At 71.3% G+C, this 21047-nt stretch carries 19 protein-coding genes; 4 read left to right on the top strand and 15 right to left on the bottom strand.

Features of this window, described 5'->3' with window-relative positions:
- Window positions 1-8: 8 nt before the first annotated feature.
- The 12 genes from OG371_RS29540 to OG371_RS29485 all read right to left on the bottom strand — a co-directional run bounded on the left by OG371_RS29540 (window position 9) and on the right by OG371_RS29485 (window position 11340).
- A complete protein-coding gene (locus OG371_RS29540) occupies window positions 9-497 on the bottom strand; it encodes a hypothetical protein (protein ID WP_329058594.1) in 489 nt (162 codons plus the stop codon).
- Window positions 497-1738, bottom strand: a complete 1242-nt coding sequence (locus OG371_RS29535; protein WP_329058593.1) for an MlaD family protein — start codon at window positions 1736-1738, stop codon at window positions 497-499. Before OG371_RS29535 ends, OG371_RS29540 begins: the two co-directional genes overlap by 1 nt.
- The gene (locus OG371_RS29530) at window positions 1735-2928 is read right to left on the bottom strand and encodes an MCE family protein (protein WP_329058591.1); all 1194 of its coding nucleotides are present in this window, start codon (window positions 2926-2928) and stop codon (window positions 1735-1737) included. Before OG371_RS29530 ends, OG371_RS29535 begins: the two co-directional genes overlap by 4 nt.
- A complete protein-coding gene (locus OG371_RS29525; protein ID WP_329058589.1) occupies window positions 2925-4121 on the bottom strand; it encodes an MCE family protein in 1197 nt (398 codons plus the stop codon). The genes OG371_RS29530 and OG371_RS29525 overlap by 4 nt, the downstream gene beginning before the upstream one ends.
- On the bottom strand, window positions 4118-5149 hold the full coding sequence (locus OG371_RS29520; RefSeq protein ID WP_329058588.1) for an MlaD family protein: 1032 nt from the start codon (window positions 5147-5149) through the stop codon (window positions 4118-4120). The genes OG371_RS29525 and OG371_RS29520 overlap by 4 nt, the downstream gene beginning before the upstream one ends.
- On the bottom strand, window positions 5146-6183 hold the full coding sequence (locus OG371_RS29515) for an MlaD family protein (RefSeq protein ID WP_329058586.1): 1038 nt from the start codon (window positions 6181-6183) through the stop codon (window positions 5146-5148). Before OG371_RS29515 ends, OG371_RS29520 begins: the two co-directional genes overlap by 4 nt.
- Window positions 6180-7544 (bottom strand): MCE family protein, encoded by a 1365-nt coding sequence (locus OG371_RS29510; RefSeq protein ID WP_329058584.1) that lies wholly within the window; start codon window positions 7542-7544, stop codon window positions 6180-6182. Before OG371_RS29510 ends, OG371_RS29515 begins: the two co-directional genes overlap by 4 nt.
- Window positions 7541-8410, bottom strand: a complete 870-nt coding sequence (locus OG371_RS29505; RefSeq protein ID WP_091617717.1) for an MlaE family ABC transporter permease — start codon at window positions 8408-8410, stop codon at window positions 7541-7543. Before OG371_RS29505 ends, OG371_RS29510 begins: the two co-directional genes overlap by 4 nt.
- Window positions 8411-9202, bottom strand: a complete 792-nt coding sequence (locus OG371_RS29500) for an MlaE family ABC transporter permease (protein ID WP_329058581.1) — start codon at window positions 9200-9202, stop codon at window positions 8411-8413.
- Between the two features lie 127 nt (window positions 9203-9329).
- Window positions 9330-10088, bottom strand: a complete 759-nt coding sequence (locus OG371_RS29495) for a glucose 1-dehydrogenase (protein WP_329058580.1) — start codon at window positions 10086-10088, stop codon at window positions 9330-9332.
- Between the two features lie 49 nt (window positions 10089-10137).
- Window positions 10138-11019 (bottom strand): 3-oxoacyl-ACP reductase, encoded by an 882-nt coding sequence (locus OG371_RS29490; protein ID WP_329058578.1) that lies wholly within the window; start codon window positions 11017-11019, stop codon window positions 10138-10140.
- 129 nt (window positions 11020-11148) lie between these two features.
- Window positions 11149-11340 carry a ferredoxin gene (locus OG371_RS29485; RefSeq protein ID WP_329058576.1) on the bottom strand — a complete coding sequence of 64 codons (192 nt, stop codon included), beginning with the start codon at window positions 11338-11340 and terminating at the stop codon, window positions 11149-11151.
- A gap of 103 nt (window positions 11341-11443) precedes the next feature.
- Here OG371_RS29485 and OG371_RS29480 point away from each other — a divergent pair, with 103 nt between their 5' ends.
- Entirely contained in the window at window positions 11444-12625 is a 1182-nt protein-coding gene (locus OG371_RS29480; protein WP_329058574.1) for an acyl-CoA dehydrogenase family protein, read from the top strand.
- Window positions 12626-12635: 10 nt separating this feature from the next.
- On the top strand, window positions 12636-13664 hold the full coding sequence (locus OG371_RS29475) for an acyl-CoA dehydrogenase family protein (protein WP_329058573.1): 1029 nt from the start codon (window positions 12636-12638) through the stop codon (window positions 13662-13664).
- A gap of 52 nt (window positions 13665-13716) precedes the next feature.
- Here OG371_RS29475 and OG371_RS29470 read toward each other — a convergent pair whose 3' ends face one another.
- From OG371_RS29470 to OG371_RS29460, 3 genes are all read right to left on the bottom strand, one after another.
- Window positions 13717-16578: a bifunctional acetate--CoA ligase family protein/GNAT family N-acetyltransferase gene (locus OG371_RS29470; protein WP_329058571.1), complete on the bottom strand. Its 2862-nt coding sequence runs from the start codon at window positions 16576-16578 to the stop codon at window positions 13717-13719.
- Between the two features lie 2 nt (window positions 16579-16580).
- Window positions 16581-17753, bottom strand: a complete 1173-nt coding sequence (locus OG371_RS29465; protein WP_329058570.1) for an acetoin utilization protein AcuC — start codon at window positions 17751-17753, stop codon at window positions 16581-16583.
- Between the two features lie 102 nt (window positions 17754-17855).
- Window positions 17856-18695 (bottom strand): sulfurtransferase, encoded by an 840-nt coding sequence (locus OG371_RS29460; protein ID WP_329058568.1) that lies wholly within the window; start codon window positions 18693-18695, stop codon window positions 17856-17858.
- Between the two features lie 109 nt (window positions 18696-18804).
- Here OG371_RS29460 and OG371_RS29455 point away from each other — a divergent pair, with 109 nt between their 5' ends.
- Both OG371_RS29455 and galK read left to right on the top strand, forming a co-directional pair.
- On the top strand, window positions 18805-19527 hold the full coding sequence (locus OG371_RS29455; protein ID WP_091617706.1) for a metal-dependent transcriptional regulator: 723 nt from the start codon (window positions 18805-18807) through the stop codon (window positions 19525-19527).
- Window positions 19524-20723, top strand: a complete 1200-nt coding sequence (gene galK / locus OG371_RS29450; protein WP_329058566.1) for a galactokinase — start codon at window positions 19524-19526, stop codon at window positions 20721-20723. The genes OG371_RS29455 and galK overlap by 4 nt, the downstream gene beginning before the upstream one ends.
- The last annotated feature ends 324 nt before the right edge of the window (window positions 20724-21047 follow it).

Below are 21047 nucleotides of genomic sequence, written 5' to 3'. Positions count from 1 at the left end.
AGCGCCTTTCACGAGCCCACCGCCTGCACCGCGCCGACCTTCCAGGCGTCGCCGACGCGCGCGAAGTCCACGGTGAGCCGGGACTGCTTCGGCACCGGCGCGGCGCCGGCTGTGCCGACCCGGACGTCGAGGACCGCGATCAGCCGCGCCGTGCCCGCCGCCGGGTCCAGCTCCGTCACCGCGGCCTGGACGAGCGACGCCGTCGACACGGTTTTGGTGCTGGTCGCGCGGTCGATCTGCAGCTGCCGGTCGCCGGCGAGGTCGTGGCCGTACTGGCCGGTGGCGGCGTCGATCCAGCGGTCGACATCGGCCGCGCCGGTGCGGTAGTCGATGGTGTTCAGCGCGACCAGGTCGGTGCTCGCGGCGGCCAGCACCGCGTCACGGTCACGGCCGCGGGCCAGCGAGTCGTCGTGCGCGGCGCTCCACCACGACCAGCCGAACCAGGCGGCGGCGAGCACGGCCAGCGCCGCGACCACACCGAGCAGACGGGCTGCCATCAGGAGCCGCCCAGCAGCGCCCCGAGGCCGCCCTGCGCCGGTTTGCCCAGCTGGCTCAGCAAACCGGGCAGCTGGTTCGCGTCCGGGGCCGGAGTCTGCGCCGACGCCTGGGGCGCCGCGGGAATGGCGGGCGGCTTGCCCGCGTACGGCGCGTTCTGCGAGCCGCGCACCCCGGTCGGGCTGCCCGGCGGCTCGGCGCAGTAGGCGTTCATGTTGACCGGCGCTTCGCTGGTGTCGTTGGCGGGGCGCTCCTTCGTGCCTTCGTAGCCCTTCGTGCACGAGGCCGGGTCGAAGAAGTTGAACACCACGCCGAGGTGGCCGGTGCCGTCCGGCGAGGTCGTCGGCGAGAACGCCCCGATCACCGGGTACGCCACGAGCAACTCCTCGAGCGCGTCGGTGCGGGCCGAGGTGATCTGCGCGGTGGTCAGCGCGTTCGCGAACAGCACGCCGAGGTCGGTGCCCGAGGTGGCGAGCACGTCGCTGATCTGCCGGCTCAGCTGCGGCGCCTCGTCGATCACCTTGCGCAGGTCCGGGTCCGAGGCCTTGAGCTGCGCAGTGATCGTCTTCAGCCCGCTGGCGAACGAGGTGATGTTGGCCGCCTGCCGCTCCTGCGTGGCGAACACCGTCCGGGAATTCGCCAGCAGGCCCTGGGTCTGCGGGATGTACTGGGCCGCCGTGGCGGTCAGCGAACTCGTGCTGTCCAGCAGCTTCTGCAGCTGCGGCCCGGCGCCCGCGAACGCGTTGTAGGTCTCGTCCACGACCGTCTTCAGCGAGTCCGGGTGCACGCTCGCCACCAGGTTGTCGAGGTGGGTCAGCACGGAGTCCGGCGACGCGGGCAGCGACGTGCGGTCCTGCGTGATCACCGAGCCGTCGTGCAGGTACGGGCCCGAGTCGTGGTCCGGCAGCAGGTCCACGAACTGCTCCCCCACCGCCGACCGGTCGGCCACCTGCGCGTGCAGGTCGGCGGGGATGTCCGGGCCGCCGGAGTCGAGGTCGAGGTGGGCGTCGACGCCGTGGCCGGTCAGCGTCAGCGCCGAAACCCGGCCCACCGTCACCCCGCGGTAGGCCACCTCGGAGTTGACGAAGACCCCGCCGGAGTCGGCGAGCTGCACGGTCACCTGATAGCCCCGCGAGCCGAAGAGCCGGTCGAGCCCCGCGTAGTGCCCGCCCGCGTACACCACCGAAACCAGGGCGATGACCACGAAGACGATCAGCTGGATCCGAGTCTTGCGGCTGGTCATCCGGCCCCACCCCCGAGCAGTGTGCCGAGCAGCCCGCCGAGCACGCCGCCCTGGTTCTTGCCGGTCGGCGCGGTGGTCGGCAACGGCAGCGGCGAGTTCGTGCCGCTGCCGGCACCGGTTCCCGTGCCGGTCCCGGTGCCCGGGCTGAGCCGGGGCAGCTGGATCGGCGGCTGCGAGGAGTTGGTGAAGTTCTGCACCAGCTTGTCCAGGTCGAGGTCGATGGTCGCGTCGACGTTCGCGTAGTCGCCCTTGATCGTGTTGCCCGCGTAGTCCGGGAACGGGTAGGTGAGCAGGATCTGCAACGCCGTCGGCAGGTTCTTGCCCGCCTCCCCGAGCTTCTGCAGCGTCGGCTCCAGCGCCTTGAGGTTCGCCACCAGCTGGTCGCGGCTGCGGTTCACGGTGTCCACCGCGACCCCGGACAGCTTGTTCAACGCGTTCAGCATGCCCACCAGCTGGTCGCGCTGATCGGCCAGGATCTTCAGCCCTGGCGCCAAATTGTCCAGCGCCGTGGTGAGATTCTGCGTCTGCCCGGTGAGGGTGTGCGACAGCTTGCCGAGCCCGTCGATCGCCCGCAGGATCTCCGCCTTGTGCCCGTCGAGCTGGGTGGCGAGATCGTCCACCCGGGACAGCAGCGCGCGCATCTGCGGCTCGTTGCCGGACAGCGCGTCGTTCAGCTCGTGGCTGATGTTCTGGATCTGGTCGACCCCGCCGCCGTTGAGCAGCAGCGAAAGCGCGCCCAGCACCTCCTCGATCTCGGGGTTGCGGTTGGTCCGCCCGAGCGGGATCTGCGCGCCGTCGGCCAGGTGCCCGGCCGGCTTCTCCTGCGTCGGCTCGCTCAGCTCCACGAACTTCTCGCCCAGCAGGCTCGACTGCCGCAGCTCCGCGTGCGCGTTGGCCGCCAGCGAAATGTCGCCGTTCACGGTCATCTCGACGAGCGCGGCCTTGGTGTCCGGGGTGAGCGTGATGCGGTCGACGCGGCCGACGGCGACGTCGTTGACCTTCACACTCGACTGCGGCACCAGGTCGAGCACGTCGGTGAACAGGGCCGTGACGTGGTACGGGTGGTCGCCGAGGTCCGGCCCGCCCGGCAGCGGCGTGGAGTACAGCCCGGAGAAGCCGCCGTCGCTGCACCCGGCGAGCACGAGCACGCCCGCGAGCACGCCGGCCAGCCGCTGCTTCACGCGCTTCACTTGCCACCGCCCGAAAGCTGCGTCAGCACGTCGGTCAACGGCAGCGGCAACGGCGGCAGCTGCCCGTTCTGCAGCGAGTTCAGCACCTGCGGCACGGTCGGCAGCTTCAGCGCGCCGTCGAGCACCGGCGCGAGCTGTTTGCAGATGTTGCCGAGCGCGTCCGGGACCTGTTTGGGCGTGCCCGCGCTGATCAGCCGGCAGACGGTGAGGATCGGCGGGTTGGTGATCTCGTTGAGGTTGTCGCGCACCGCGATGGTGCCCGAGGCCGCGTCGTAGGAGTTGATGAAGTTGGTCGCGCCGGTCGGGGCGATGTCGAGCACCTCGGCGAGCGCGGCCCGCTGGTCCACCAGCACCTTGGTCAGCGACGCCAGTTTGCCCACATTGGACTCCAGGCCGGACTTGTTGTCCGCCACGAACTGCTGCACGTCACCGAGCGAGGAGGCCAAAGAGGACAGTGCCGCCCCGACCTGGCTGGAGTCGTCGGCGAGGAACCCGCTCACGTCGGCCACGCGCTGGTAGAACTCGTTGAGCTGGCCGTCGCTCTGCGCCAGCGCCGAGGTGAACGAGTCCAGGTTCTGCACGGTCGAGAACAGGTCGTCCTTCGAGTCGTCCAGCGTGCCGGCCAGATCGGCCAGGCGGCCGACGGTCGAGTTCAGGTTGGCGCCATTGCCCTTGAGGTTCGCGGCCGCGGTGTCCAGCAAGTTCGACAGGGCACCGCTTTTGTTCGCCCCGTCCGGGCCGAGCGCGGTGGACAGCTTGTCCAGGCTCGCGTAGAGATCGTCGAGCTCGACCGGCGTCGCGGTCTTGTCCCGCGCCAGCACGGTCCCGCTCGCCAGCGTCGGGCCGCTGTCGTACGACGGGGTCAGCTGCACGTAGCGGTCGCTGACCAGGCTGGGCGCGACCACCACGGCGCCGACGGCCGCGGGGATCGGCACATCGCCGTTCACCCGCATGTCGACGCGGACCGCGTCGCCCGCCGGCGTCACGTCGGTGACCTCGCCGACCGGCACGCCGAGCACCCGCACCGACGAGCCGGAGTACAGCCCGACCGTCTTGCCGAAGTACGCCGAGAGCTTCGTGCCGCCGTTGTCCCGCAGCGCCAGCCACAGCCCGGCGGTGAGCAGAAGCGCCGCCACACAGCCGAAAGCCAGCCAGGTCACCAGGTCGCGGCCGTTACGCGTCTGGATGGTCATCGTCCGCCCACCCCCTGGTTCGGCGCCGCGATCGGCGGGGTGCAGCCTTCGGGGTTGATGGACAGCCCGGCCGCGGTGATCGTCGGCGGCAGCAGGCCGCACAGGTAGCCCTCGAACCAGCGCCCGTTGCCCGTGGCGTTCGCGCCGACCCGGGCGAACGGCGCCATCAGCGCCAGCCCGCGGTCGAGGTTGCCCTGATTGCGTTGCAGCACATCGGTCACCTTCCCGAGAGCGTCCAGCGTGGGCTTGAGCTGCGTGCGGTTGTCCGCGACGAGCCCGGACAGCTGCTGCGAGATCTGCTGGGTCCCGGTGAGCAGGGTGCTGATCTGCTGACGGCGCTGCTGCAGCTCGCTCAGCAGCAGGTTGCCGTCGCCGATCACCTGCTGCAGCTGGGCATTGCGGTCGGACAGGGTCTTGGACACCGCGCTCGTGTTGGCCAGCAGCGTGTGCAGGTCCGCGTCGCGTGAGGACACCGTCTGGGACAACGACGAAAGGCCCGAGAGCGTGTCTTTCAGGTACTGCGGGCTGTCCTTGAGCGAGTCGGACAACGCGTTGAAGCTGTCCGCGAGCTGCTTCGTGTCGATGTCGCCGACGGTGGTGGACAGCTGGTTGAACGCGTCCTGCAGCTCGAACGGCGTGCGGGTGCGGTTCACCGGGATGGTGGCGTCCGGGTCCTGCGTGCCGCCGCCCTTCGGCACCAGCGCCAGGTACTTCTCCCCCAGCAGCGTCTTGATCTCGATCGACGCCGTGGACGCGTCGCCGACCCGGGTGCCCTTCACCCGGAACTTCACCAGCACCTGCTTGTGCCCCAGCTCGACCGAGGTCACCTGGCCGACCTTGACCCCGGCCACCTCCACCTCGTTGTCCGCGGCGAGCCCGGCGGCCTCGGCGAAGTACGCGGAGTACGTGGTGCCGTTGCCGAACATCGGGAGGCTGTCGGAGAAGTAGGTGACCGCGGTGACGAGCAGGATCAGCACCAGCGTCACCGCGCCGACCGCCGCCTGGTTGCGTTGCTTGAGAGGTTTCACGGGCCACACCTCGCCGCGCGCTCGGTCGCCGGGATCGGGATGACCGGCAGCGTCACGTCCAGCGACGAGATGCCGATCTTGCCCTCGATCCCGCACAGGTAGTAGTTGAACCAGCTGCCGTAGCTCAGGGTCCGGGTGAACTTCTCCAGGTTGCCCGGCAGCACCTGCAGCAGGTGGTCGAGCAGCTGGTCGGAGTCGCCCAGGTTCTTCGACAGGGTGCCCAGCTGCGCGACGTCGTCCTTCACCGCCGGCCGCGCGTCGGCCAGCAGCCCGGACGTCGCCGTGGTCAGGTCGCCCAGCGCGCCCACCGCGTCGCCGATCGGCCGGCGCTGCGCGGCCAGGCCGCTGACCAGCCTCTGGGTCTGGTCGATCAGGTCGCCGAGCTGCGGGCCCCGCGCGTTCACGGTGGTGAGGACCTGGTTGAGGTTCGCGATCACCTCGCCGATCACCTTGTCCTTGCCCGCGATCGAGGAGGTGATCGACGCGGTGTGCTGGAGCAGGCTGGTGATCGTGCCGCCCTCGCCCTGGAACACCTGGACGATCTCGGCCGAGAGCTGGTTGACCTCCTTCGGGTCCAGCGCCTTGAACAAGGGCTTGAACCCGTTGAACAGCACGGTGAGGTTGAGCGCGGGCTTGGTCCGCTCGGTCGGGATCACGCCGCCGTCCGGCAGCTGGCCGCCACCGCCGACGTCCGTGCCCAGCGCGAGGTACCGCTGGCCGACGAGGTTGCGGTACTTGATCGTGGCCGTCGCCAGCTCGGGCAGCTTGTACGCGGCGTCGACGGCGAAGTGCACCTCGGCGAGGTTCTGGTCTCCTTCGACCACGCCGATTTCGCCGACCTGCCCGACCTTGACGCCCGAGATGCGCACGTCGTCACCCGGCTGCAGGCCGGACGCGTCGGTGAACTTCGCGGTATAACCCGAAGTCGTGCCGAAGTTGGTGTTGGCGATGGTGGCCGCGAGGATCCCGGTGAGCAGGATGGTGACCACGGCGAAGATGCCGATCTTCACCAGCGCGGGGATGAACGACCTCATTTCAGCTCCACCTCCGCTCCCCGGTAGAGCGGCCCGACGAGCAGGCTCGCCCAACCCGGCACGTCCTCCGGCGAAGTGCCCAACGCCGGTGAGGCGAGCAGGTTGATCAGGTTGTCCTCGTCGGTCGAGCCGACCACCGACTGAGCGGCGGGCGCGCCACCGGAAGCCCCGCTGCCGGACGGGATCGCGCCCGAGGTGATCTCCCCCGGCAGCGTCTCGGCGGGCACGTGCGGCGGCGGGGGCTTGCTGGAGCCGTCCTGGACCGCGCCGTCCGGCGGGTACTGCGGCCAGTGGCCGGGCTTGGGCACCTCCGGGTAACAGCGCGGGCCGCGCTTGTCGTCGTACTTCGGCTCGTCCACGCCGGGCAGGTACTTGCCGCGGCTGGCCGAGAACTCGATGGTCACGCGGCTGACCTCCGGGTGCGCCGTGCCCTTGCCGAACGCCAGCTCGGCCCGCGGCACGGACTCCGCCAGCTGGCGCAGCAGGCACGGGTACTCGGGCGCGTACTTGGCGAGCACGTCGAGCGTCGGCTGCACCGCCGTGGTGAGCCGGATCAGGTTGTCCTTGTTGACTTCCAGGAAGCTGGTCAGGTCCGCGGACGCGTTCGTGACCGTGGCGTACACATCGGACAGTCCCTGCTGTTTCTCCACCACGGTGCGGCTCGTGGTGGTCAGGTCGGCCAGCGCGTCGAGCAGGTCCGGCGCCGCCTTGTCGTAGATGTCCGAGACGTTCGCCAGCCCGGTGATGTCGGCCTTGAGGTCGGGCAGCGAGGGGTTGAGCTTGCCGAGGTAGTCCGAGACCTGCGTGAGCGTCTGCCCCAGCTGCTTGCCCCGGCCGTCCAGCGCGGTCGAAACGGCGGTGAGCGTGCTCGCCAGCTTCTCCGGCTGCACCGCCTGAAGCAGCGGCATCACGTCGTTGAGCACCTGCTCCATCTCGATCGCGGTGCTGCTGCGGTCCTGCGGGATCACGTCGCCCGCCTTGATGTGCGGGCCCGGGTTGCCCGGCAGCTGGAGCGCGACGTACCGCTCGCCGAAGAGCGTCTTCGGCAGCAGCCGCGCCGAGACGTTGGCCGGGATCACGTCGATCTTGTCCGGCTGCAGCGCCAGTTCCAGCTCCGCGTGGTCGCCCCTCGACTGCACCGAGCGGATTTCGCCGACGAGCAGCCCGCGCACCTTCACGTCGCCGCCCACCCGCAGCTGGCTGCCGACGTGGTCCGTTTCCAGCTTCACCAGCGTCACCGGGGTGAACACCTTCTGGTAGAGCGCGATCGTGGTGGCGAAGAACAGCGCCGCGACGACCAGGAAGATCAGCCCCAGCAGCTGGTACCTGAGCCGTTTCACCACCTCGCGCCGCGTGCTCATCCGGAGATCCTCACCGTCGTGTTGGCGCCCCAGATCGCCAGGCTGAGGAAGAAGTCGAGCACCGAGATCAGCACGATCGACGTCCGCACCGCGCGGCCCACCGCGACGCCGACGCCCGCCGGGCCGCCTTCCGCGGTGTAGCCGTAATAACAATGGGACAGGATCACCAGCACGCTGAACACGATCACCTTGGCGAACGACCAGAGCACGTCTTCGGGCGGCAGGAACAGGGTGAAGTAGTGGTCGTAGGTGCCGGCGGACTGGCCGTAGAGCCAGATGGTGATCTGCCGGGAGGCGAGGTACGAGGACAGCAGGCCCACCGCGTACAGCGGGATCACCGCGGTGACCCCGGCCAGCACCCGCGTGGTGACCAGGTACGGCAGGCTCGGCACGGCCATCACCTCGAGCGCGTCGATCTCCTCGGAGATCCGCATCGCGCCGAGCTGCGCGGTGAAACCGCAGCCGACCGTGGCCGAAAGCGCGAGCCCGGCCGAGAGCGGCGCGACCTCGCGGGTGTTGAAGTAGGCCGAAATGAAGCCGGTGAGCGCGGCGGTGCCGAGCTGGTTCAGCGCCGAATAACCCTGGAGGCCCACGATGAGCCCGGTGAACAGCGTCATGCCGATCATCACGCCGAGCGTCCCGCCGATCACCGCGAGCCCGCCGGTGCCGAAGCAGACCTCGGTCAGCAGCCGGGTGGTCTCCCGGCCGTAGCGGCGGATCGTGCGCGGGGACCAGGCGAGCGCGCGGCCGTAGAAGGAAAGCTGGCGGCCCAGCCCTTCCAGGCTGGCACCGGGGCGCGCGATGATCTCCAGCGTCCGGTCGGTCACCGGGATCGCTGGCGCCTTCTCGATCGGCTCGGCAGTCATCTACAACGCCTTCGGCGGCACGATCTTGAGGTAGATCGCGGTCAGCACGACGTTGATCAGGAACAGCAGCAGGAACGTGATCACCACGGCCTGGTTCACCGCGTCGCCCACGCCCTTCGGCCCGCCCGCCGGGTTCAGCCCGCGGTAGGCGGCCACCACGCCGGCGACGAAGCCGTAGAGGAACGCCTTGATCTCGCTCACCCACAGGTCCGGCACCTGGGCCAGCGCGTTGAAGCTGGCCAGGTACGCGCCGGGCGTGCCGCCCTGCAGCACCACGTTGAAGAAGTAGCCGCCGAGCACGCCGACCACGCTGACCAGGCCGTTGAGCAGCACCGCCACCACGATCGCGGCCAGCACCCGCGGGACCACGATGCGCTGGATCGGGTCGACCCCGAGCACTTCCATCGCGTCGATCTCTTCGCGGATCTTGCGCGCGCCGATGTCGGCGCAGACGGCGCTGCCGCCCGCGCCGGCCACCAGCAATGCGGTGATCAGCGGGCTCGCCTGCTGCACGATGGCGAGCGCGCTGGCCGCGCCGGTGAACGACTGCGCGCCGATCTGCGCGGTCAGCGAACCGAGCTGGAGCGCGATCACCGCGCCGAACGGGATGGCGACCAGCGCCGTCGGCAGGATCGTGACACTGGCGAAGAACCAGCACTGCTGGATCCATTCGCGAAACTGGAACGGACGCCGGAAGATCGCCCGCAGCACCTCCCAGGACAGCGTGGCGAGCCGGCCGACCTGGGTCAGCGCCGCGGTGCCCGGGAGGGTGATCGAGCCGGTCTCGCCCACCGCACCTCCCAGTAGTCAGCCCCGAGTCTTGTCCATGACCGCTGCCCGAGTTCCGTTAGCGGTGTTCACTTATCCCGTCCGGATCGCCGGGTTTACTCCATTCAGCTCCTCTGCCGCCCGGATTCGGTCATACCTTCAACGCGTGCGTGGCGGTGGCCCCGCCGTCGGCCACGAACTCGCTGCCCGTGGAATAGGAGCTTTCGTCGCTCGCCAGGAACACGAGCAGCTTCGCGATCTCGTCCGGCCGCCCGACCCGGCCCAGCGCCACCTTCTTGCCGACCCAGGAGACGTCGACGTCGGTGCCGGCCGCTTCGGAGACCATCTTGGTGTCGATCATGCCGGGGTGGACGGAGTTCACCCGGATGCCGCGCGCGCCCAGCTCCAGCGCGGCGACCTTGGTCATCCCGCGGATCGCGAACTTGCTCGCGGTGTACGCGACGAGGAACGGCATCCCGGCCAGACCCTCCACAGAGGACACATTCACGATGGAGCCGCCACCGGCCCCGGTCATGGGTTCAACGACCGAGCGCATGCCGAGAAACGCCCCGATCTGGTTTACCCGGACCACGCGCTCGTAATCGGCCAGCGTGGTGCGCGCCAGCTCGGAAAAGTGCAGGACACCGGCGTTGTTGACCAGGACCGTCGGCGGGCCGAACTCGGCCTGGACGCGCTCGACCGCGGCCGTCCAGGCGTCCTCGTCGCCGACGTCGAGGTGCTGGAACACCGCGGCGTCGCCGAGGTCGGCCGCGAGCTTTTCGCCCTCTTCGTCGAGAACGTCCGCGATCACCACGCGCGCGCCCTCGGCCGCGAAGGCGCGGACCGCCGCCTCGCCCTGACCGCGCGCGCCGCCGGTGACCAGCGCGACCTTGCCTTCGAGGCGGCCCATCACATCAACTCCTCGTCGAGTGGCGTGCGTACGGTCTTGATCTCGGATGTCAGGGCAGGGCGAGGATTTCCGTGGCGGCGAACATCCGCTCCGGGTCCCGTTCGGCGAAGTGGGCGCCGACGCTGGCGGCCAGTTCGTCGGTGGTCCAGACCCCGTGCGCGGTGTCGAACCGCTGCTCGACCGAGGGTGGGCGCAGCAGCGCGACCATGCCGCCGTGCACCACGAACACCTGGCCGTTCACCTTCTCCGCGGCCGGCGAGGCGAGGAACGCGACGAACGGCGCGACGTGCTCCACGGACAACGGGTCGACGCCGTCGCCCGGCGCGTCGCCGAACACGTCGGCCGTCATCGCCGTGCGGGCGCGGGGGCAGATCGCGTTGGCGCGGACGCCGTACTTCGCGAGCCCGCGCGCGGCCGAGACGGTGAGCGCGGCGATCCCGGCCTTCGCGGCGGCGTAGTTGGGCTGGCCGGGCGAGCCGATCAGGAACGCCTCCGAGGCGGTGTTCACCAGCCGCCCGTACACCGGTCCACCGTCGGTTTTGGACTTGTCCCGCCAGTACCGAGCGGCGTTGCGCGACAACAGGAAGTGACCGCGCAGGTGCACCGAGATGACCTTGTCCCACTCCGCGTCGCTCATCGAGAAGAGCATCCGGTCGCGCAGCACGCCGGCGTTGTTGACCAGGATGTCGAGGCTGCCGAAGTGGTCCACAGCGGCGGCCAGCAGCGCGTCGGCGGTCGCGGACTCGGCGACGTCGCCCGCCACCGCGAGCGCCTTCCCGCCGCCGGCCTCGATCTCTTCGGCAACGGCTTCGGCGCCGTTGAGGTCGTTGACCACCACGGCCGCGCCCTCACGGGCCAGCGCCAGCGCTTCCGCCCGGCCGAGTCCGGCTCCGGCGCCCGTCACGATGGCAACGCGCGTTTCGAGGCTCAAGGGAACGCCACCACCCGACTGACGTCACCGATCGCGTCCAACCCGGCTACTCTCACCGCGAGCCTCCTCGTCGAAGCCTGCCTGACCGGACCCAGACTAGAATCTGTTCTTGTTTCTAGCAAGGCCTGATCAACCGCGGCTGAACAGGGCATTCTTGGGACAACCGGTCAACGCTTGCGAAACACGTTCTACTTGACTTTCGGGCACCGCGCCAGGAGCGATGACCAGCTCCTCGTCCTCGTCGAGGTCAAAGACCTCCGGCGCGAACCCGACACACACCGCGTTCGCCTCGCACAGCGAGCGGTCGACGCCGACCTCCATGCTTCCTCCTGATCGCCGCACCTGATACAACTAGAACAGGTTCTAGCCTACCGCCGGGGACCGGTGCCACACCACGGCTCCCGCGGCGGCCCGGAGGTGAGACATGCGGATCGACCACACCGAAGCCCAGCGGGCGCTGGCCGGCGAGCTGCGCGAGTACTTCGCGGAGCTGATGACGCCGGCCCGGCGCGAGAGCCTTTCCGCCGCCGGCGGCGAGTACGGGGATGGGTTGGCGTACAAGGAGATTGTCCGCCGGCTGGGCAAGGACGGCTGGCTCGCGCTGGGCTGGCCGCGCGAGTACGGCGGCCAGGACCGGCCCATGCTCGACCAGCTCATCTTCACCGACGAAGCGGCCGTCGCGGGGGTGCCCGTGCCCTTCCTGACGGTGAACACGATCGGGCCCACGATCATGCGGTTCGGCACCCCGGATCAGAAGGCGTTCTACTTGCCGAAGATCGCCGCGGGCGAGCTGCACTTCTCGATCGGCTACTCCGAGCCGGAGGCGGGCACGGACCTCGCCTCGCTGCGCACGCGCGCCGTCCGCGACGGCGACGACTACGTGGTCACCGGGCAGAAGATGTGGACCAGCCTGATCGAGTACGCCGATTACGTCTGGCTCGCGGTGCGCACCGACCCGGACGCGCGCAAGCACAAGGGCCTGTCGATGCTGATCGTGCCGACGTCCGCGCCCGGCTTCTCCTGGACGAAGGTGCACACCGTCGCCGGGCCCGGCACGAGCGCGACCTACTACGACGGCGTGCGCGTGCCCGCCACCTCGCGGATCGCCGACGAGAACGCGGGCTGGCCGCTGATCACCAACCAGCTCAACCACGAGCGCGTCGCGCTGACCTCCGCCGCGCCCGTGCGCACCGCGCTGCACGACGTGCTGGAGTGGGCCCGGTCCGCCGTCTCCGCCGACGGCCGTCCCCTGCTGGAATCGGAATGGGTACGGCTGAACCTGGCGCGGGTGCACGCCCACGCCGAGTACCTGAAGCTGCGCAACTGGCAGATCGCCTGGGCCGCCGCCGCGAAGGAGCTGGGGCCGGCCGAGGCGTCGGCGACGAAGGTGTTCGGCACCGAGTTCGCGATCGAGGCCTACCGGCTGCTGATGGAGGTGCTCGGCGCGGGCGCCGTCGTCCGCGAGGGCTCGCCCGGCGCGCTGCTCGCCGGCCGCATCGAGCGGCTCCACCGCTCCGCCCTGATCCTCACCTTCGGCGGCGGCACGAACGAGGTGCAGCGCGACATCGTCGCCGCGGCCGCGCTCGGCCAGCCCGTGACACGCTAGGAGGCCCGTGATGGACTTCTCCCCCACCGAGGCGCAGCTGGACCTGGGTGCGCTCACCCGGCGGATCCTCGGCGACCACGTGACTCCGGAATCGCTGGGAGCACACGGCTCCGGCGGGTTCGAGGCTCCACTGTGGAGCGTCCTGGCGAAGGCGGGCGTGCTCGACGCGGCCCTGCCGTCGGCCGTCGGCGGAGGTGGTTTCGGGCTGCTGGAACAGTGCTCGGTGCTGACGGAGGTGGGCCGCGCCGTCGCGCCGGTGCCGTACCTGGCGTCGGTGGTCCAGGCGGCGTCCGCGCTGGCCGAGTTCGGCCCGCCGGAACTGGTCGAACGCTGGCTGGTGCCGGTGGTCCGCGGCTCCGCCGTGTTGGCCGTCGCGCTCGGCAACGGCTTCACTGCTTCGGACGGACGCCTCAGCGGTACGCAGACAGCGGTCCCGTACGCGGCCTTCGCGGACGCGCTGCTCGTCGAAGCGTCCGGCGGCGTGTACGTCGTCGAGAAAGACGCGCCCGGCGTCTCGATCGCACCGCAGCGGACCATCGACCACGCGGACGCGGCGCTGGTAGAGCTGACCGACGCGTCCGGCGTGCCACTCGGCGACATCGCGGAGTGGCTGCGGCGGCGCGGAACCGTCGGGGTCTGCGCGCAACAGCTCGGCGTCGTGGAGCGCGCGCTGGAACTGACGGCCGCGTACACGCGCGAGCGCGAGCAGTTCGGCCACGTGCTCGGCGGGTTCCAGGCCGTCCGCCAACGGCTGGCCGACGCGTACCTCGACGTCGAGGCCGTGCGGCTCACCCTGTGGCAGGCCGCCTGGCGGCTCTCGGAAGGACTGCCCGCGGATGCCGAGCTGGCCACCGCGAAGTACTGGGCCAGCGAGGCCGGCCATCGCGTCGCGCACACCGCCGTCCACCTTCACGGCGGCGTCGGCATCGACGTCGAGCACCCCGTGCACCGCTACTTCGCCGCAGCGAAACGGCTGGAGTTCACCGGCGGCGGCGCGACCGAGCACCTGCTGGCCCTCGGCACGCTGCTCGCCCACTGACCCGCTCGTGAGTGCCTACGACGGTTAGAACCGGCGTAGGCACTCACGAGCGTTACGAGTCGGCCGGCGTGATGTGCCGCAGGCGGCGCGGGCCGGTGTCCGGGCGGCTGGGCGGCGGCCCCAGCACCATCCGGGCGTTCGCGACGAAGGCGCCGTCCGGCGAGGCCAGGATCGGGTCCAGCGACAGCGAGCGGACCTCCGGGTTGTCCTCGGCCAGCGCGGCCACGCGCAACACCATGTCCTGCAACGCCGCGAGGTCCGCGGGCTCGTCGCCGCGGTAGCCGGTGAGCAGCGGCGACGTGCGGGGCTCGCGGATGAGCGTCGCGGCGTCCACATCGGTCAGCGGGACCGCGCGGTAGGCCCGGTCGCCCAGCAGCGTGCTGACCAGGCCGGACAACCCGAACGACACGAGCGTGCCGAACGACGGGTCGTCCTGCAGGCCGATCACGCAGGAAATGCCCTTCGGCGCCATCCGCTGCACGTACACGTCGTCGTCGCCGGAAACCTCGCGCAGGTCCCGGTACGCGACGCGCACGGAGTCCTCCGACGTCAGGTCCAGCCGCACGCCGGCGAGGTCAGGCCGGCCGCGCAGCCGCTCGTCGACGGCCTTGAGCGTGACCGGGTAGCCCAGCCCGGCGGCCGCCGCCACCGCGTCGTCCACAGTGGACACCACGCGGAACGGGACCACGTCCACGCCGTAACAGCCGAGCAGGCGTACCACGTCGTCGTCCGACAGCAGCGTCGAATGGCCCTCCTCGTCCGAAAGCAGCTCCCGCACCAGCTCCTGCGCCTGCTCCACGTGCATCCCGCCGGGGCGAACCAGCGCACCCTGCGGCCGCTGCCGCCACGCGGCGTACCGGACGACGCGGGCAAGCGCGTCCACCGCGCGCTCCGGGCTGGGGTACGACGGGATCGAGCCGCGCGTCGGCACGCCGTCGTCCGAGAGCACGGCCAGCTCGTCCGGCACCCCTTCGGCGGCGAGGAACGTCGAGACGATCGGCTTGCTCTGCTTCAGTTCCACGACCGCTTCGCGCAACGCCCGCGCGTACGCCGCGCCCGGGATCGCAACGGGCGGAGCGAAAACGGCGATCAACGCGTCGGTGTCCGGGGAGTCCAGCGCCTCGCGCACGGCGGCGGCGAACTCCTCCGGCCCGGCCTGCGGCCCGATGTCGACCGGATCGAAGGCCAGCCGCAGCCCCTGCGACCGCGCGGTGTCCGCGGCCAGCAGCCCGATGGCGATGGAGTTGCCGACGATCCCGATCCGCGGCCCGGCGGGCAGCGGCTGGTGCGCGAACACCAGCGCCGTGTCGAAGAGCTGTGCGAGGGACTCGACGCGCACCACGCCCGCCTGCTCGAACAGCGCCTTCACGCTCGCTTCGTCGACCTCCGCCGACGTCGCCGCCAGCTGCGGCCGTACCGCGTGCCGTCCCGACTTGACCGCGACGATGGGCTTGCTGCGCCCCAGCCGCCGCGCCAGCCGCGCGAACTTGCGCGGGTTGCCGAACGACTCGAGGTACAGCAGCACCAGGTCGGTGTCCGGGTCGGTTTCCCAGTACTGCAACAGATCGTTGCCCGAGACGTCGGCGCGGTTGCCCGCCGAGACGAAGGTCGACAGCCCGAGCCCGCGCGAGCCGGCGTCGGCCAGGATCGCCGTGCCCAGCGCGCCGGACTGGCAGAAGAAGCCGGTGCGGCCGCGCTTGGGCAGGACCGGCGCGAGCGTCGCGTTCAGCCGGACGTCGTTCGCGGTGTTGAGCACTCCGAGCGCGTTCGGCCCGACCACGCGCATGCCGTGCGCGCGGGCCTCGCCGACGAGCCGCAGCTCCGCGTGCAGCCCCAGCGGCCCGGACTCGCCGAAGCCTCCGGACACGATCAGCAGCGTTTTCACGCCCTTCGCCAGGCAGGCGTCCAGCACGGACTCGACGGCTTCGGCCGGCACCGCGACCAGCGCGAGGTCGACCGGGTCCGGGATGTCGAGCACCGACGGGTAGGCGCGCACGCCGCGGACCGAGCGGTGCTCGGGGTTGACCGGGTAGACGGTGCCGGTGAAGTCGGCGGCGAGCAGGTTCCGGAACGCGACGTGGCCGACCTTCATGTGGTCCGTGGACGCCCCGATCACCGCCACCGAACGCGGGTGCAGCAGGTTGTGCACACTGCGCGCCTCGGCCGCCTGCTCCCGCGACCGCGCGACGGCCAGCGACTCCTCCGTCGGGTCGATGTCGAACTCCAGGTGCAGCACGCCTTCCTCGATCGCGCGGCTGACCTGGTACCCGGCGTCGCGGAACACGCGCACCATCGCGGCGTTCTCACTCAGCACTTCGGCGACGAACCGCCGCAGCCCGCTCTCCGACGCGGCCGCGGCCAGGTGCTCCAGCAGGATCGAGCCGAGCCCGCGCCCCTGATGCCGATCGTCCACCAGGAACGCCACCTCCGCCGACGGCCCCTGGTCCAGCCGCTCATACCGCCCCACCGCGACGATGTCGTCCCCCAGCAACGCCGCGAACGCGACCCGGTCGTGATGGTCGACGGTGGAGAACCGCACCAGATCCCGCGGCGGGATCCGCGGGTACGCGCCGAAGTACCGGAAGTAACGGGTGCGCTCGGAAAGCCGCCCGTGCAAGGCAACCAGCCCGTCGGCGTCGCTCGGTACTACCGGCCGCAGGTGCACGGTGCCGCCGTCGGAGAGGACGACGTCGGCTTCCCAGTCCCGCGGGTAGTCGAAGGGGTCGCGGAGACCCTTCCGGTCTTGCCGATCACTGCCGGGCTGGTCGCCGCCGGACGCGGCGGGGTTGCCGGGCGCTGTTTGTTCGCTGGGCCGGTGGTCGCCGGACTGGTTGCTGCCGCTGGGTTTGCCGCTGCCGGCTGTGCTGTTGCCGGGTGTGGTCCCCTCGGCCGGTGTGGTGTCGTCTTCGGGCATGGTCAGTCCCTCGGATCGTCTGGGTCCAGGCCGTGCAGCGGGAAGACGGCGCGGCGGGTGTCCCGGATGGCGATGTCCACCGGCTCGTCGGCGTCGTCGCCCCACGGTTTGAAGGTCGTGTCCCGGTCGTCGGTCATGGTGCGCGGGATTTCCGTGGCCGGCGCGGCGCGCGTGACGGCGTCGACCCAGCCCGGCGGCAGCGGCGTCTCGGGCGCGACATCGCGGTCGAGCACAGTGGCGATCAGGTGCGTCCACGAGCGCGGAACGACACGGACCAGCTGGTAGCCGCCCCCGCCGACGGCCAGCCAGCGTCCACCGGTGTAAGTCTCGGCGAGATCGCGCAGGGTGGTGTAGATCGCGCGGTGCCCGTCGACGGACAGCGACAGGTCGGCGAGCGGGTCCTCCTCATGCGAGTCGACGCCGCACTGCGTCACCAGGATCTGCGGCTCGAACTCCGCGAGCAGCGAGGGCACCACGGCGTTGAACGCCCGCAGCCACCCGGGGTCCCGCGTGTGCGGCGGCAGCGGCACGTTCACGGCGGTGCCGGTGGCTTTGTCCTTGCCGGTCTCGGCGGAGTAGCCGGTGCCGGGCCAGAGCGTGAACGGGTGCTGGTGCAGCGAAACGGTGAGCACCCGCGGGTCGTCGTAGAAGGCGGCTTGGACGCCGTCGCCGTGGTGGACGTCGGTGTCGATATACGCGATGCGGTCGAAGCCGTGGTCGAGCAGCCACGAAATGGCGACCGAGCAGTCGTTGTAGACGCAGAAGCCGGACGCGTGGTCGCGCATCGCGTGGTGCAGCCCGCCCGCGATGTTCACCGCCCGCTTGACCTCGCCGTCGGCGATCTTGCGCGCGGCCAGCAACGTCGACCCGACCACCAGCGCGGACGCCTCGTGCATGCCGCTGAACACGGGGTTGTCGCTCGTCCCCAGCCCATGCCCGACGTCCCACCCGACCAGCGGCGCCTCCCGCACGGCGGCGAGGTACTCGGGCGCGTGGATCCGCAGCAGCTCCTCGTCCCCCGCGGCGGACGGCACGAGCAGCTCCACCCCGTCCAGCACCCCGAGCTCCGTCGCGAGCCGCACCGTGAGCTCCAGCCGGACGGGGTTGAACGGATGCTCACCGCCGAGGTCGTACCCCAGCAGCGCGGAATCCCAGACGACAGCAGGCGAGGCCATGCCCCGCACTGTACTGGCCGGACGCCCACCCAGCCGCCCTTCACACCCACCCCCAACCCTGGCGCCACCACAGGCAGCGCGAGCCAGGCCGGGCCGGGTGGGTCAGCCCGGTTCGTTGCCCGTGGCGGCCGGGCGTTCGGGGTCGCGGGACCAGTGCGACCACGAGCCCGCGTACAGAGCCGCCGGGGCCGCGTGGCCCGCGACCTCCAAGGCCAGCACCACCGACGAAGCCGTGACGCCGGACCCGCAGTAGGCACCGGCCGGCGCGTCGTCGCGGAGGCCCAGGGTGGCGAATCGCTCGGCGAGGTCCGCCGGGGTGCGCCAGCGGCCGTCGGCGCCGACGTGCGCTGCCGAGGGTGCGTTGACCGCGCCGGGGATGTGGCCGGCGCGCGGGTCGACCGGCTCGGTCTCGCCCGCGTAACGCGCCCTCGCGCGCGCGTCGAACAAAACGCCCTCCCTGGCCAGCGCCGCGGCCTCGTCGGCGGAGAGCACCGGCATGCCGCCCGGGACCACCTCGATGTCACCCGGTTCGGGGACCGGGACTTCGGCAGTCACTGCGCCGCCGTCGGCGATCCACGCTGCGTAACCGCCGTCGAGCACCGCCACGTCCTGGTGGCCGGCCCAGCGCAGCAGCCACCACGCCCGCGCCGCGACCGAGCCGTCGGCGTCGTCGTAGACCACCACCGGACGGCCGGTGCGCACCCCGGCTTTCCGCAGCTCACGCTGCAGATCGGCCGGATCCGGCAACGGATGCCTGCCACCCTCGCCGGGCGGCGAGGCGAGCGCGGTGTCCAGGTCGACGAACACCGCCCCGGGCAGGTGCCCGTCCCGGTAGGACTCGGCGCCGGGCGGGCCGCCGAGCCGCCAGCGGACGTCCAGTACGGCCGGGCGCTCCCCCGCGGGCAGGGCGGTGAGCTCGGCAGTGGTGATCAACGGTCGCATGACCCCATCCTGCAGGTCCGGACGGTCTTCGCCCACCGGGCCCGGACTTTTCCCCGCCCGGGACTTGTTACGTCGAGGCGCGCCCTCGCTGTCGGGGCCAGCGACTACGATGAGCTACGCGGACGAAGGGGACAGCGTGAACGATCTCATCGACACCACCGAGATGTACTTGCGTACGATTTACGAGCTCGAAGAAGAGGGTGTCGTCCCGCTGCGGGCCCGCATCGCGGAACGGCTGCAGCAGAGTGGCCCCACCGTGAGCCAGACCGTGGCCAGGATGGAGCGCGACGGGCTGGTGGTCGTGGCCGACGACCGGCACCTGCAGCTGACCGACCACGGCCGCGAGCTGGCCATCGCGGTGATGCGCAAGCACCGCCTGGCCGAACGCCTCCTCGTCGACGTCATCGGCCTCGAGTGGGAGCACGTCCACACCGAGGCCTGCCGCTGGGAGCACGTGATGAGCGAGGCGGTGGAGCGCAAGCTGGTCAAGCTGCTCGACCACCCGACCACGTCCCCGTACGGCAACCCGATTCCCGGCCTGGACAAGCTCGGCGACGGCGACCCCGCCCCGCCGCCCGAGTCCGACCTGGTGCGGCTCGACGAGTTCGCCCGCACCGGCGGCGGCGACGTCGAGATCCGGCGGATCGCCGAGCACGTCCAGCTGGACGAGTCGCTGATGACCGAGCTGAAGTCCGTCGGCATCGTGCCCGGCGGCCGGGTCCGGATCGGCAAGGCGAACGGCGGCAGCGTGACCATCGAGGTCACCGGCACGGACTGCAGCGCACAGGTCGCGACGTCGGCCCTGCACGCGGTGCTGGCGCAGGCCAGGTGAGCCCCGCCACCGAAGCGGCCGAGGCGTTCCGCCGGATCCACGGGCGGGCCCCGGCCGGGGTCTGGTCCGCGCCGGGCCGGGTCAACCTGATCGGCGAGCACACCGACTACAACGACGGATTCGTCCTGCCCTTCGCCCTGCCCCACCGCCTGGCCGCGGCCGGGACGCCGCGCCAGGACGGGGTGCTGAACGTCGCCACCCTCGGCGACGACGGGCAGCTCCAGCAGTCCGGCCCGCTCGAAATCGCGTCGCTGGAGCCCCGGTCCGTCACGGGCTGGGCGGCCTATCCCGCCGGTGTCGCCTGGGTGCTGCGGGACCAGGGCTACGCCGCGGGCGCCGACCTGGTCATCGCCGGTGACGTGCCGTCGGGCGCGGGCCTGTCCTCCTCGCACGCGCTGGAGTGCGCCGTGACGCTGGCCCTGCTGGGCCTCGCCGGTCTGGAGGTCGACGCCGTGGAGATCGACGGCGACACGCCCGGAGCGCCGGACCGGCCGCAGATCGCCCTCTGGGTGCAGCGGTCCGAGAACGACTTCGTCGGCGCCCCCACCGGGCTGCTCGACCAGACGGCCTCGCTGTGCTGCACCGAGTCGTGCGTGCTGTTCCTCGACGTCCGCTCGGGCGAGATGGAGCAGGTCCCGTTCCCGCTGGCCGAGGCCGGCGTGCGGATCCTGATCATGGACACCCGCACCAAGCACTCCCACGCCGAAGGCGGCTACGGCGAGCGCCGCCGCGGCACCGAGCGCGCCGCCGAACTGCTCGGCGTCAAGGCCTTGCGTGACGTGACGCTCGAAGGCCTGCCCGCCGCGCTGGCCCAGCTGCCGGACGAGCTCGCTCCGCTGGTGCGCCACGTGGTCACCGAGAACCAGCGGGTGCTCGACGTCGTCGACCTGCTGCACCAGGGCAAGCTGGCCGAGATCGGCCCGTACCTCGACGCTTCGCACGTGAGCATGCGCGACGACTACCGCATCTCGACCACCGAACTCGACCTGGCGGTCGACTCCGCCCGGGCAGCCGGCGCACTGGGCGCCCGGATGACCGGCGGCGGTTTCGGCGGCTCGGCCATCGCGCTGGTGCGCGAGGACGATCTGGAGACGGTCCGCTCGGCTGTGGAGACCGCGTTCGACAACGCGGGCCTGCGCCGCCCGCGGACGTTCACGGCCGTTCCTTCGCGAGGTGCCGGCCGCGACGAGGTCTGAGCCTCGGCCTGGAGTCTCGGCAGTCGTTTCCGGCGGGGCGTTCGGCGGTTGCCTGTCCTGACAGGGTCGCCCGGCGCGCCCTGCGGCGGCGGCCTTGGCGTGCGGTTTGACGGCGGTCCCGCCGCGCCCCTCGGCGGCGGCTTCGACCCACGGTTCGGCGGCGAGCCTGGCACCCGGCTTGACGGCGGTCCCGGCGCGCCCCTCGGCAGCGGCCCTGGCGTGCGGTTCGGCAGCGGTTCTGGCGCGGCCTTCGGCAGCGGCCCTGGCGTGCGGTTCGGCAGCAGTCCTGGCGCGCCCATCGGCAGCGGCCCCGACGTTCGGTTC

Source organism: Amycolatopsis sp. NBC_01480, from assembly GCF_036227205.1.
Classification (GTDB): domain Bacteria; phylum Actinomycetota; class Actinomycetes; order Mycobacteriales; family Pseudonocardiaceae; genus Amycolatopsis.
This window is presented reverse-complemented; position numbering and strand designations above follow the sequence as displayed.